Raw genomic sequence first — 12,766 nt, forward strand, 5'->3', positions numbered from 1 at the left:
ATGCCAATGCACCTCCCTGGTAAGTAGACGTCACTTTAAACACTCAATACTACTTATCATGGAGGTTTTTTATGTATGAAGATATTTTTGAATCCATCCGCCATGCTGCGGAAAAACGCAACCTTAGAGAACGGACAATTCAACTGTATTGCAGTGATGTCAGCTATGGTTTGCGGATGGAAAGGTCAGCTTTGCCTACAGCCGATTCCTGGGCTATGACAAAGGCACGGATGGGAGCATTGTGGTAAATGAGGCGGAAGCGGAAACCGTCCGGAAGATATACAGGCTGTTCCTGAACGGGCTTTCCTTTCATTCCATTGCGGCGGAGCTGACCCGGCAACACCTGCGGACACCGGGAGGCAAATATAGGTGGAACCAGTCCACGGTGCGCAGCATCCTCACGAATGAGAAATATAAAGGGGACGCGCTCCTGCAGAAGAGCTTTACGGTGGATTTCCTGACGAAAAAGACAAAGCCGAATGAGGGGGAAGTCCCGCAGTATTATGTGGAGAACAGCCACCCGGCAATCATAAAGCCGGAAACGTTTGATCTGGTGCAGGCAGAGATCGCAAGGCGGGCCAGGGGGAAAAGTAGGTACAGCGGCGTGGGCATTTTCTCCAGCAGGATAAAATGTGCGGAATGCGGCTCATGGTACGGCTCCAAGGTGTGGCATTCCAACGATAAGTACCGCCGGGTCATCTACCAGTGCAACCATAAGTTTGACGGAGAGAAGAAATGCTCAACGCCGCACCTGACAGAGGATGAGATCAAAGCGGCGTTTGCTGCAGCCTATAACAGGTTTCTTGCAGGGCAGGATGAAATCATCCGGAATACGGAGACAGTGATCGGCCAGCTTTCCGACAGTAGCGGTTTGGAAACGGAACGGGAAAAGCTGGAACAGGAGATGGCGGTGCTGGCGGAGATGGTGCAGAACTGTGTGGCTGAAAATGCCCGGACTGCCATGGACCAGGGAAAATACCAGGAACGTTACAGCGGGCTGGCAGGGCGTTATGAAACGCTGAAGGAAAAGCATGATAAGGTTTCCGAGGAGATTGCTGCACGGACGGCACGGTCGCAGGTACTGGCAAGGTTCTTGGAAACGCTGAAAAAGAATGGTGTGGTGGAGGAATTCGATGAAGTCCTCTGGGGTGATATGGTGGAACATGTCACGGTAGACTGCAAAAAGAAGATGGTTTTCACATTCAAGAATGGTGTGGAGGTAACCATATAAAAAGAGTGCTTGAAGGCTTTCCGGTTGGGGAGCCTTTTTGCTGTGCAGAAGTAGTGACAAATAGTTCAGAAAAGGTTATAATAAGTTATCTGATTTGTGAAACAAGTAAACAGGCAGAGGCAGATACTATGGTGAAAAACAATATAGAAGTGGATGTAAAAGTAAAATGCATTAAGAATGAAACTACCCAGGCACAGCTTGCCGGGGATATTGGGACTACAAAATCCTATGTCAACCGTATCATTAAAAAGCAGGAAGGTGTAGTCAACAAGACCTTTGTGCAGATGATGGAGGCATTGGGATATGACATAGAGCTCACCTATGTAAAAAGAGAAAAATGTTAAGGGGACATTATTATGGGTAGCAAGATTACAGGAAAAGAGTATCCTTTAAGTAAGATATTCAGCGAAGAATTTGATTATTATATTCCGGCATACCAAAGACCCTATGCATGGACGGAAGAAGAGACGGAAACATTATTTGACGATCTATTGGACTTTTTTCAGACAGAACAGGCAGATAATTATTTTCTGGGGAGCATCGTTTTGATTAAAGATGATGATAAGCCTCATGCAGATGTAATAGACGGGCAGCAGAGGCTTACAACGCTGACGATTTTATTTGCGGTTGTCGCCTCTTATCTGACGGGGGATAACAGGAGCAACTGTTATAAATATCTCCGGGAGCCGGGAAATGAACTGGAAGGCCTTGCGCCTTTGCCAAGGCTCCATCTCCGGCAAAAGGATCAGGATTTCTTTCATAAATATATACAGAATGTAAAGCTGGCTGAGCTTGCGGCATTGGATGCGGAAAGCTTGCCAAATGAATCGCAGCAACATATAAAGACGAATTGTGCGCTGTTCATAAAAAAGATGGATGCGGTTTTCGGGAGGGATGAGAAAAAGGTTACTGAATTCTGCAGATTTCTGGTGACAAGATGTTATCTTGTGGCAGTCTATTCGCCAAGCCAGCAGTCGGCATTCCGGGTGTTTTCTGTTATGAACAGCAGGGGATTAAATTTGATGCCGGTAGATATCATAAAATCAGATATCATTGGGCAGATACCGGAAAAGGAACAGCAGTATTATACGGATAAGTGGGAAGACCTGGAGGTGCAGACCTCCCGTTCCGGATTCAATGAAGTATTCACTCATACAAGCATGATTTTTGCAAAGGCGAAAGCAAAACAGAATCTTTTGGAAGAATTTCGGGAAACTGTACTGACAAAAGTCACCCCAAAAGAATTGATTAACGATATCTTGGAACCATACGCAGAGGCATATACAATACTGACCAATAAGAAATATGTCGCTGTAAAAAATGCGGAACAGGTAAACCAATATTTGTTTTGGCTGAATAAAGTCGGCAATTCAGACTGGATGCCTTCGGCCATCAGGTTTATGGCTGAACATAAAAATGACCCGGATTATGTGCTTTGGTTTATGGAAAGGCTTGAAAGGCTGGCATCGTTCCTCCACATTACGGCAAAAGATATAAACCGCCGTATTGAAAGATACAAACTGCTGCTGGAGGAGATGGAAATCAATCCTGACCATAGCATGGATGACCCGTTATCGTCAATAGAACTGTCAAATGGGGAAAGGAAAGAGTTTGCAGATGCACTGAATGGGGAAATATACAGGCTTACAGGAATACGGCGGAATTATGTTATATTAAGGCTGAATGCGTTTGTGAGCGACGGGGCTGCTAAATTTGATCTTGAGCCGAACATCCTTACGATTGAGCATGTCCTTCCGCAAACTGTCAGGCTAGGGTCTGAATGGGAGAAACTGTGGCCAGACACGGCAGTGCGTGAGCAGTGGCTCAACCGGATTGCCAACCTTATACCTTTGACCAGGAAGAAAAACTCAGAGGCACAGAATTATGATTTTGATAAAAAGAAGGAGATTTATTTTAAAGGGAAGAACGGAACTACCACCTATCCTTTGGCAACGCAGGTGCTGAGTGAAAAAACATGGACTCCCGAAATCGTAGAGTCAAGGCAGGAAGAACTTATGAATAAGTTTATAGAATGCTGGAGACTTCAATATGCAGCAGATACAGAAAAGAAAGATGCTTTGGAAGATGATACGGCACTGTTTTATATTTCAAATAAAAGGGGAGCGGATTCAACCGGCTATCCGACAGAGGGTGGTTTCGTCGTAAAGGCAGGCAGCAAGATGTCTGATGCGGTTGTCGAAAAATTTGAGATAAATTATCCCAATGCATATAAGCTCCGTGGGAACCTTTGCAGGGACGGCATCATTGTTGGCGGCATTTTTCAATCCGATTATGAGTTTGACAGTATTTCCCTGGCGGCTTCACTTATCCTCGGAAGGAATGCCAGAGGGCAAAAGGAATGGGTTGACAGTGCTGGAATCCCATATGATGAAACAGCAGAGGCAGATGGAAATACTGGGGAATTCAATATTAATGATGAAAGTACATATGGCGTGCTGAAAGTGGGAACATTGGCATTTGAATTGTTCAAAAAGATATTTGAGACAGGCAGTATCACGGATGAGGAGATAGAAAAGTTAAAGGAAAAAGAATATTCCAAACAATTGTTCAGCAAAACAGATTATCCTATTCTGGCAGATAACAGGGAAGATAACCGTGGAAAAAGTAATGTTATCAGATACAGGAAAGAGCCAATCCTTTACAAAGGGAAGAATATCTATTTTACCACACAGTGGTTTGCAGGCAACAGAAACGACGTGATTGCCTGGTATCGCAAGCATTTGTGATTTTTGAACTGACCAGTAAAAATAACAAAGATAAAAACGCAACGTGCATCCGTTGGATGTGCCAGAGCCGGTAGCCTGGCCGTCCTGCCGTCTGCAGGGTAAGTAACCTGCCCTCCTGGGTTGTCCGTTCTTTGTTCATAACATTCATTTTAGGAGGGATTGTCATGGACAAAGCAACAGGAAGGCTGACAGTATTTTTTGAAGACCCGTTTTGGATTGATGTATTTGAGAGGACTGAGGGCAGCAGGCTATCGGCTGCAAAGGTGACTTTTGGTGCAGAACCAAAAGATTATGAGATTTATGATTTTGTTTTAAACCATTATTATGATCTGCAGTTTAGTTCGGCTGTGGATGCCGTTATGAAAACGACAAAGAAAAATCCAAAGCGTGTACAGCGGGATGTAAAAAACAGATGAAAAATGTCGGGATTGGAATAAAATCCCAGTAGGCATTAAAACTGCAGCAGGAGCAGATAAAAACGGAACGAAAGAGCAGAAGCCGTAAGCAGAAAAAAGCTGATGTCCAGCGGCAGTTTGAACTGAAACAGCAGAAGAAAAAGGATAAGCACCGGGGCAGATAATACTCTTGCGCTATTTCGGACTGGGAGGTAATGTGATGAAAAGCAGTCGGATTAATAATTGGATGCTAAACCATTGGCCTGAAAATAAAATATTGGATGCGGCGTTTCATGTGGTCTGGGAAAAAGAATAATTCCAATATTCCTTTTGGTGTTTTGCCCGATGGGTTGCGGCAGTTTCTAAATCAATGTTAACAACTTAGTAGTGGCATGATATCACAATAGGATTAAGCTATTAAACCAATAATAGCAGATGATAGAAATGATTAAAATACACTGAAAAAAGGGCAGACTTTCCCCTTGGTTGCTATCAGCTGTTTTTTTAGATATGGCGTTTGTATTGTAGAATATAAAGAAACTGGCACCACCACCTTTCTTAAATGGTATTAGTGTGTAGTCTTGTTATTGTAATGATGTTTGACTTTTCTTGGAGTTGTACGTAGATTTGATTCCCCGCTGCCCTTTTTGTCACACACCCGGTGAGATACGGCAAAATCAAATATACAGCGGATGATGCCATACTTTTCTGTGTCTGTATCAGCATCCATATATTCTCCTATATGACGGCTCAGGTATCCGACAAGCTCATTCATGTTTGTCATATATTTGTTCTGATTCCCTTTCTGGTTTATGGTGCTGTCAACAATGCCGTCCGTCTCCCGCTTTATGGCAAGAGCCAGGTTTGCAAGCAATACCGATATCCAGAATTCCTGGAGAACGGAGTTCTCGGAATAGCCCCGGAAATTAGTGAGCCCGATCTTTTCTTTGACAAGCTTATAATTCTCCTCCACCGGCCATCTAAGGAAGTAACACTGGCGGAACAGTTCTTTGGCAAGGTCAAAATCATTTGTGATCAGCGTTTCCACCGTCCCACTTGGGAGGTAAAATTTAAGGATGCGTACTTTCCTGCCATCAAGGAAAAAGATATAGTCACTGATTCCATTTCGATCCGCCGGTACAGGGAGTGCATCAATATCCGTGTTAAATTTAGTCCTTAACCGGAAGAGATATCCGGCATGTAAGGTGTCTTCGATAAAAGAAAATAAATTTTTTGAAGCATATCCCCTATCGAAGACAAATATGGTGTATAATAGATTCGTCCGTGCTTTGCTTTTTATATTTTGCATATGCCTTATGGCAAGGGTACGTTCACCGACGCTCATGGGTTCGAGCTGTGCATCAAGGATGCGGTGATTCAGTACATCAAAAGCAACACTGGCAATGGCAGTGGGAGAGTTTTGGCCTCTCCCTATGCTGCCGTATTTATCAAGAAGAGTCTTACGGTTAGGAAGAGGTATTTTAGAGCCGTCAACAGCAATGATCTGCCGTCCCCATACACCCATGAAACGTGAATGGAAATCCAGGGAATCCCTGCTGCAAAGGAAGTCAAGTACACGTTCGAAGCATTCTTTGAAAATAGAGTGATCAATGCCGGAACGGGCCTTGCTGAAAGCCTGTTGGGAACATTTCACAGTATCAGAGATTGGAATTCCTGATATATGCCGCAATTCGGTAAAGAATTCATCCAGTGATGAAGAAATAGTTTTCTTGGAATTTCTTAATAACAGTTTGATCAATGTCCAATAGGGAAGTTTCCCGCAATTGCGTGTAAAAGCCCCTTTTCTGTTTCTGGCCCGTTCAAGGACATGTGGATCAAGTAATGTGTTACAGATAATATCGACTAAGATTTGAATTAAATTCATACGATGCAGCCCCCTTAAAAAAGTAATATAAACAAGGGCTGCGCCGCATTTTTTGGAGCTTATGTCAATAGTAAATATGCTGGTTTTTATGGGCGAATTTTGTGCAATATTTTAATCGTATTAGTGGTTATAAATAAAGAAAGGCACAGGGAATCCCGTGCCAATTAAAAGAAACACTATATGTTGTAGTTGCTTGAGTTAGGTTGTTAACATTGGTTTCTAAATAGGAAACATTATTGGAAAGGTGGAAAGCGATAATATGAATATACCATCAAAACGATGAACCCTTTTCTGTAAATACCGGGTGCAAAATGCACCATGCGTGTTCATCGTTTTAAGAGTATAAAATTTCAAAAGTTTACATTGTATCATTTTTGTTCGGGCAACGGACCCTTGCTCCGGTTCCGGTCATATCCTTGCGTATATGTTCGATGTACTGATGAAGATTTATGAATCCTACGGCTATACCACTCGTGAAGCGGTGGCAAGTATTGTGGAGCATAATATCTATGGTTTGGACATTGACGACCGTGCGGCACAGCTTGCTTACTTTGCGGTGATGATGAAAGCACGCCAGTATGATCGCCGTTTCTTCAGCCGTGGTATTCAGCCCCATGTGTATGCTATTGTGGAGAGCAATCATATAGACAAGTTTTCTGTGGAGTATTTCTGCAATGGTGATGCCAAACTGAAAACGGCAATGGACACCATTATCAGCGAACTGCATGATGCAAAGGAATACGGTTCGATTCTGACGGTTACACCGCAAGATTGGACTGCTTTGTATGACCGCTTTGCAGAGATTATAGAAGATATACATATGTCTCGTGATGTGGCACTGGCAGAGCTGTTGCCGTTGGTGCAGGTAACAGAAGCACTGGCACAGAAGTATGATGTAGTTGTGACGAATCCGCCGTATATGAGCAGTTCTAATATGGGAAATATTTTATTGAAGTATGTCAAAAAGGAATACGCAGAAAGCAAAAATGATTTGTTTTCTGTATTTATGCAGAGAAGCATGATTATGGCGAAAAGGAATGGATTTATTGGAATGATAACAATGCATTCCTGGATGTTTCTTTCACGTTATCAATCCTTACGACTTCAGCTGTTAAATTATACTATAGAAAATATTTTACATTTGGGAGCAAGAGCGTTTGAGGATATCGGTGGAGAAGTTGTACAAACGGCTTCATTTGTGATTAGAAAAACACACTTTTCGGACTTTGTTGGAAAGTTTGAAAAATTAACTGAATTAGATGATTCGCAAGAGAAGAACAGTAATTTTAACAATGAAACTCTGACTTATTATTGCCATCAAAATAATTACTTGCATATGGTAGATAATATCATTGCATATTGGATAAGTGAAAGGATTGGGTATCATTTCTCCAATACTCATTTGCTTGGAAGTGCTGCTGATTGTTGTCAGGGAATTGCAACTGGAAACAATGATTTGTTTTTGCGCTTTTGGCATGAGGTTGATTTTAGAAAAATCGGGTTTGGCTTGTTAAGCCAAAAGGAGTTCTTCGATAGTAAAAAATTATATGCACCGTATAATAAAGGCGGTTCATTTAGAAGGTGGTTTGGAAATAAGGAATATGTTATAAAAATGGACTATAATAATTATAGTCTACTTTTGACAATGGGAAATCATCTACCTTCAAGACAATATTACTTCCATAGCGGAATCACATGGAATGATTTATCAACTGCTTTGTATTGTGCGAGATACGTAGATAAAGGCTTTGTGTTTGATGCTGCTGGTCCGACCTGCTTTTACACTGGCGATGAAATGTACTTGCTTGGTTTTTTAAATTCCAGTGTGGCTCAGGCTTTTTTGAATGTTATATGTCAAGGCCTGCATTACAGTACGGGACATATACCCAATATTCCGTTTATATTAAATAACGAAAATGGTGTAAATACTGTAGTGTTAACAAATTTAGAGTTATCGCGAAGTGATTGGGATTCTTTTGAAACCTCATGGGATTTCCAGCACCACCCGTTACTCTGTAAGGTTTCTACCATTTCCAAAGCCTTTGACCAGTGGCAAAATGAGTGCGATAGCCGTTTTAACCAATTAAAAGCCAACGAGGAAGAACTAAACCGTATCTTCATCAACATTTATGGTTTGCAGGACGAGCTGACACAGGAGATTGAGGATAAAGATGTAACCGTTCGTAAGGCAGATTTAGGACGGGATATTCGCTCCTTTATATCCTACGCTGTTGGCTGTATGTTCGGTCGTTACTCTCTTGATGTGGACGGGCTTGCCTATGCAGGCGGTGAATGGGACAAGGTGAATTCCTCCGAAGGAGGAAGAGAAGGCACCCTGGGGTGTGCCAGCAAGTATGCGTCTTTCCCTGCCGATAAGGATAACATTATCCCGATTTGTGACGATGAATATTTTGAGGATGATATTGTGGGTCTGTTCGTAAAATTCGTGAAAACGGTCTATGGTGAAGAAACACTGGATGAAAACCTGAAATTCATTGCCGACGCACTGGGCTGCAAAGGTCAGCCGAAGGAGATAATCAGAAATTACTTCCTCAACAATTTCTATGCCGACCATTGCAAAATTTATCAGAAACGCCCGATTTACTGGTTGTTTGACAGCGGCAAGAAGAATGGCTTTAAGGCGCTGATTTATATGCACCGCTATCAGCCGGACACCATTGCCCGTATCCGTACCGATTATGTGCATGAACAGCAGGCTCGTTATCGTACCGCTATTGCCGATCTGGAACAGCGTATAGGCAATGCTTCCACCGGCGAGCGTGTGAAACTAAATAAAAAGCTGACTGCTTTGCAGGCGCAGGATACCGAGATTCGTACCTATGAGGAAAAGATTCACCATCTTGCCGACCAGATGATTTCTATTGACCTGGATGATGGCGTGAAGAAAAATTATGCAATTTTCCAGGATGTTTTGGCTAAAATAAAGTAAAGGAGGGCTTGCGTATGATGACGGATGAGAACATTAAAAATTCCAACGAGCTTGAGTTTGCCGTTTTCTGTATTGAAAATGTTGCGGCAAAGCTGGCTGTGGATGCAGAGCGCGTTTATCAGGCGTTTGCCGAAAAGAGCGATATTCTGAACGGTTATATCGTGCCGGAATACGAAGTATTGCATACCCAGAGCCGGGAATATATCGTGAATGATCTCCTTGATGTAATGAAGGAAAAGGGGGTGGAAGTATGATTCTCTATCATGGTTCTTTTTTAGAAATTTCACAGCCGGATTTGGTTCATTCCCGCCCCAATTTAGACTTCGGACGTGGCTTTTATGTCACACCGCTGTATGAGCAGGCTGCAAAGTGGTGTGGAAAGTTTAAACGTCGAGGAAAAGATGGTATTATTTCAAAATATGAGTATGATGAGAGCCGGGAAACTGAACTGAATGTTTTGAAATTCGATTCTTATTCCGAGGAATGGCTTGATTTTATTCTGAACTGCCGTAGCGGAAAAGATATGACCAACTATGACCTTGTATTTGGTGGTGTTGCCAATGATAAGGTATTCAATACAGTGGAACTGTTTTTTGACGGACTGATTGATAAAGCAGAAGCCATCAATCGTCTGAGTTATGAAAGGCCGAATCTGCAAATTTGTTTCTGCACAGAAAAAGCACTGTCTTTGTTGCATTTTGAAGGGAGTGAAAGATTATGACGGCAAATCCAATTTTGCTTCAAAAAAAATATTGTCGTGTCATTGAGTGCTTTGCAAAACAGCAGGGACTTTCACTGGATGCGGCATTGAGTTTTTTCTATCATTCTGAGGTTTATCAGTTGATTCGAGATGGCATATCGGATATGCACTGTATGAGTGACGTATATTTGGCAGATGAACTGGAACAGGAATATATTCGGAATATGGAATAATTGCCTGTTAGTAGATTTTGGATTCAGTGAGTCCAAAATTTATCGGCAATCGGATTCTTCAGAAACAGAAAGTTACTTAAAGTGATTAGGTAGCAATACTACCTAAGAGAGCGAGGTGTTATCATGACCATAGAAAAAAATCTTGCAGGTGAATCAAAGAATGTGGAGTTCAAAGAAACACTGCCGGAGAAAAGTATCAAATATATGAAGTATGTGGTTGCCTATGCCATTTTCACTGGCAACGGAGGACTTCATGCCACAACACAATGTGGTGTGTTCAAAGGTACAACAAAAGCGGTATTTGTTGACCGTAGAGAATATCCCGGCCCGCTTTGGGAGCAAATAGATGAAGCATTTCAGTTTGTCTTGCGAAACATTCACTTGGGGGCTACAGCTCTTGCTCATGCATTTGCTTACGACAATAATATCAAAAATGGCGTTAATGCAGATACTAACGGCATTGATGGCGTTGAAATTGGCGCTAATGACATTAAAAATGACGTTTTTGCAGAGTTAAAAGAACAAGGCATACTCGAACAGCAAGGAAACAGAAGAAAAGCAAAATGGCTTATTATAAAGAAAAGATAGGAGGCGCGGCATGGATACCGACAAAGTAATACAAGACTTGAACCGACGGTTTGCTGCTCCATTACCGGAATTTTATCAGCGTCGTATCATCTTCTGGTATGACGAAGATAAAGAATTTGAGGACAAGTTGGACGAGGTGGTGCTTGAAAATGCAAAGGTGGTTGCACTGACTGGAAACAACGCATTTTCTGTGAAGAAGCTGCTTTCAGTAGACGATTTGACCACAAACTATCTGGTTTACAGTCCGCTGGCGTACAACCGCCCGGATGATAACTGGCTTTTAGATATAGAGCTTTACAGCGAGGAGTTCCGGGCGGATTTGATTTCTATTTGGATGGATGAGATGGGACTTGCATCGAATCCGGCCATGAGAAAGCAGGTGAAACATTATCGTGCCTATTTCAATGCGAAAGACCGTCGTTTGAAAATCAGCGCTCAGAATAAAGTTCCGGCAACTCCGGCACAGCTGCATATGGCTGTTATGGCGGCAATCTGCGGATTGAAGGACGCACAGCCCAACCAGATTTTACGCAGTGTGTTCCGTGCAGGACTTGATTTGAATCACAATGCAGTTTATCAGGATTTCGTAAAGTATCATGCAGACGGTACATTCTGGGCAATGGTTCGCCAGGGATGCGGATTTTGTGAGGAAGAACCTGATCTTGGACGGCTGGCAATTCATTTACTGCTGACTGCTGCTACCCGTACCATGCGGCAGGAATATCTTGCCGGACTGGACGGATTTATTTCCATGCCGCACCAGGCGTATTGCTACGATTTCATTTCGGAATGGCTTCATAGTAACGATATTGGGCAGCTTTATGATGTGGCAAGATATGTGGAAGATGAGGCACGTTTGCGTCAGCGGTTTGAAAAACTGACGGTTGAAGATCTGGTTGGTACAGAGTGCTTCCCGTGCATCAATGAAGTGATTTTGACAAAGCTGATGACCGAAATCAGCGACCATATCATTGATGTGGATACCATTACGGGAGCGGTGGAGAAACGTAGAACCTGTGCATGGTATGAGCCGTTTGAGAATTTTTATGACGGTATTTTGCAGGTTGCAAATATGCAGAACTTCTTCAAGGAACACTCTGCCGGATTCCATACCGCAGAAGCAAAGGGCATCTGGAAGGAATACACCGAAAGCTATTATCAGATGGACACTTACTACCGTTTGTTCCACTTGAGTTTCCAAAAGAGCCTGGAGACTTCCAATATTCTGCTGGACGATCTGTTCAAGCACGTTGTTGATAAAGTGGAAGGACTTTATACGCACTGGTTCTTAGGTGAACTGGGTAACAACTGGTCGGATGTGTGTGCAGACGAACTGGCAGCCTATGGCAAGGTTCTGGAAGTACCGCAACAGGAAGAATTTTATTGTTCTCGCATCAAAACCTCAGATACCAGGGTATTTGTGATTATTTCGGACGCTATGCGTTATGAAGTGGCGGCAGCGATGGCAGATCAGCTTCGCAGAGAAACACAGAGTAAGGTTTCTCTTGGCAGTATGTAGAGTATCTTCATTCGTATTAAGATGAATGGCGGCGGCATGAACTTTGTGCATGGCGGTATCAGCTTGCAGGAAATGGTTGTTCCGGTCATCGAGTATCACTATCTCCGCAACGATTCTATGGAGTATAAACGTAATAAGCAGAAATATGATACGAAACCGGTAACGGTTAATCTGCTGTCAGCAAACCGTAAAATCAGTAATATGATTTTTTCTCTGAATTTCTATCAGAAGGATGCTGTTGGCGCCAACCGTGAAGCAGTTACCTATCAGGTTTACTTTACGGATGAAAATGGCAGGCAGATTAGTGATGTTCAGAAGATTATTGCAGATAAGACAAGCGATAATGGTGCAGAGCGTACTTTCTGTTGTCAGTTTAATCTGAAATCTCTGAAATACAGCAATACTGCTGCTTATTATCTGGTCATTGCAGACGAACAGGGATTGCAGATGCCGCAGCGTGAGCCATTCCAGATTGACATCGCTTTTGCGGTGGATGAGTTTGATTTCTTTAGTTAAGT

At 42.7% G+C, this 12,766-nt stretch carries 11 protein-coding genes and 2 pseudogenes; 12 read left to right on the plus strand and 1 reads right to left on the minus strand.

The genetic code is table 11. From position 1 onward, the window contains the following. Nucleotides 1-71: 71 nt before the first annotated feature. The 5 genes and pseudogenes from VSQ62_RS12220 (at nt 72) to VSQ62_RS12240 (ending at nt 4,558) form a co-directional block, all read left to right on the plus strand. Nucleotides 72-248: a hypothetical protein gene (locus VSQ62_RS12220; RefSeq protein ID WP_334635194.1), complete on the plus strand. Its 177-nt coding sequence runs from the start codon at nt 72-74 to the stop codon at nt 246-248. After that, nucleotides 242-1,231 carry a recombinase family protein gene (locus VSQ62_RS12225; RefSeq protein ID WP_334635195.1) on the plus strand — a complete coding sequence of 330 codons (990 nt, stop codon included), beginning with the start codon at nt 242-244 and terminating at the stop codon, nt 1,229-1,231. Before VSQ62_RS12220 ends, VSQ62_RS12225 begins: the two co-directional genes overlap by 7 nt. Before the next feature lie 128 nt (nt 1,232-1,359). Further along, nucleotides 1,360-1,575: a helix-turn-helix domain-containing protein gene (locus tag VSQ62_RS12230; RefSeq protein WP_334635196.1), complete on the plus strand. Its 216-nt coding sequence runs from the start codon at nt 1,360-1,362 to the stop codon at nt 1,573-1,575. Nucleotides 1,576-1,587: 12 nt separating this feature from the next. Further along, nucleotides 1,588-3,978, plus strand: a complete 2,391-nt coding sequence (locus tag VSQ62_RS12235; RefSeq protein WP_334635197.1) for a DUF4357 domain-containing protein — start codon at nt 1,588-1,590, stop codon at nt 3,976-3,978. A 164-nt stretch (nt 3,979-4,142) separates the two neighbouring features. After that, a pseudogene (locus VSQ62_RS12240) lies at nt 4,143-4,558 on the plus strand (YjdF family protein). 383 nt (nt 4,559-4,941) lie between these two features. Here VSQ62_RS12240 and VSQ62_RS12245 read toward each other — a convergent pair. Then, a complete protein-coding gene (locus VSQ62_RS12245; RefSeq protein WP_288091876.1) occupies nt 4,942-6,258 on the minus strand; it encodes an IS4 family transposase in 1,317 nt (438 codons plus the stop codon). A 439-nt stretch (nt 6,259-6,697) separates the two neighbouring features. Between VSQ62_RS12245 and pglX the strand changes: the two genes are divergently transcribed. The 7 genes and pseudogenes from pglX (at nt 6,698) to VSQ62_RS12280 (ending at nt 12,764) form a co-directional block, all read left to right on the plus strand. Further along, nucleotides 6,698-9,208: a BREX-1 system adenine-specific DNA-methyltransferase PglX gene (pglX, locus tag VSQ62_RS12250; protein ID WP_502957746.1), complete on the plus strand. Its 2,511-nt coding sequence runs from the start codon at nt 6,698-6,700 to the stop codon at nt 9,206-9,208. A 14-nt stretch (nt 9,209-9,222) separates the two neighbouring features. Continuing rightward, entirely contained in the window at nt 9,223-9,462 is a 240-nt protein-coding gene (locus VSQ62_RS12255; RefSeq protein WP_125126256.1) for a DUF3791 domain-containing protein, read from the plus strand. Then, nucleotides 9,459-9,929: a DUF3990 domain-containing protein gene (locus tag VSQ62_RS12260; protein ID WP_334635198.1), complete on the plus strand. Its 471-nt coding sequence runs from the start codon at nt 9,459-9,461 to the stop codon at nt 9,927-9,929. The genes VSQ62_RS12255 and VSQ62_RS12260 overlap by 4 nt, the downstream gene beginning before the upstream one ends. Next, on the plus strand, nt 9,926-10,141 hold the full coding sequence (locus VSQ62_RS12265; RefSeq protein WP_334635199.1) for a DUF3791 domain-containing protein: 216 nt from the start codon (nt 9,926-9,928) through the stop codon (nt 10,139-10,141). Before VSQ62_RS12260 ends, VSQ62_RS12265 begins: the two co-directional genes overlap by 4 nt. 219 nt (nt 10,142-10,360) lie before the next feature. Further along, nucleotides 10,361-10,534: pseudogene (locus VSQ62_RS12270) on the plus strand (ATP-binding protein); the annotation flags it as partial. Nucleotides 10,535-10,739: 205 nt separating this feature from the next. After that, nucleotides 10,740-12,248, plus strand: coding sequence for a BREX-1 system phosphatase PglZ type A (gene pglZ / locus VSQ62_RS12275; RefSeq protein ID WP_334635200.1), 1,509 nt, complete (start codon nt 10,740-10,742; stop codon nt 12,246-12,248). 21 nt (nt 12,249-12,269) lie between these two features. Then, nucleotides 12,270-12,764 (plus strand): PglZ domain-containing protein, encoded by a 495-nt coding sequence (locus VSQ62_RS12280; RefSeq protein ID WP_502957747.1) that lies wholly within the window; start codon nt 12,270-12,272, stop codon nt 12,762-12,764. Nucleotides 12,765-12,766 lie beyond the last annotated feature (2 nt).

It is taken from the genome of Sporofaciens sp. JLR.KK001 (assembly GCF_036941055.1).
GTDB lineage: Bacteria > Bacillota > Clostridia > Lachnospirales > Lachnospiraceae > Sporofaciens.

What these genes read in the sequence shown, in the direction of transcription:
- VSQ62_RS12245 (WP_288091876.1), bottom strand. Translation starts at nt 6,258, where the DNA reads ATGAATTTAATTCAAATCTTAGTCGATATTATCTGTAACACATTACTT.
- VSQ62_RS12280 (WP_502957747.1), top strand. Translation starts at nt 12,270, where the DNA reads ATGAATGGCGGCGGCATGAACTTTGTGCATGGCGGTATCAGCTTGCAG.
- VSQ62_RS12255 (WP_125126256.1), top strand. Translation starts at nt 9,223, where the DNA reads ATGATGACGGATGAGAACATTAAAAATTCCAACGAGCTTGAGTTTGCC.
- pglZ (WP_334635200.1), top strand. Translation starts at nt 10,740, where the DNA reads ATGGATACCGACAAAGTAATACAAGACTTGAACCGACGGTTTGCTGCT.
- VSQ62_RS12230 (WP_334635196.1), top strand. Translation starts at nt 1,360, where the DNA reads ATGGTGAAAAACAATATAGAAGTGGATGTAAAAGTAAAATGCATTAAG.
- VSQ62_RS12265 (WP_334635199.1), top strand. Translation starts at nt 9,926, where the DNA reads ATGACGGCAAATCCAATTTTGCTTCAAAAAAAATATTGTCGTGTCATT.
- VSQ62_RS12220 (WP_334635194.1), top strand. Translation starts at nt 72, where the DNA reads ATGTATGAAGATATTTTTGAATCCATCCGCCATGCTGCGGAAAAACGC.
- VSQ62_RS12260 (WP_334635198.1), top strand. Translation starts at nt 9,459, where the DNA reads ATGATTCTCTATCATGGTTCTTTTTTAGAAATTTCACAGCCGGATTTG.
- VSQ62_RS12235 (WP_334635197.1), top strand. Translation starts at nt 1,588, where the DNA reads ATGGGTAGCAAGATTACAGGAAAAGAGTATCCTTTAAGTAAGATATTC.
- pglX (WP_502957746.1), top strand. Translation starts at nt 6,698, where the DNA reads ATGAAGATTTATGAATCCTACGGCTATACCACTCGTGAAGCGGTGGCA.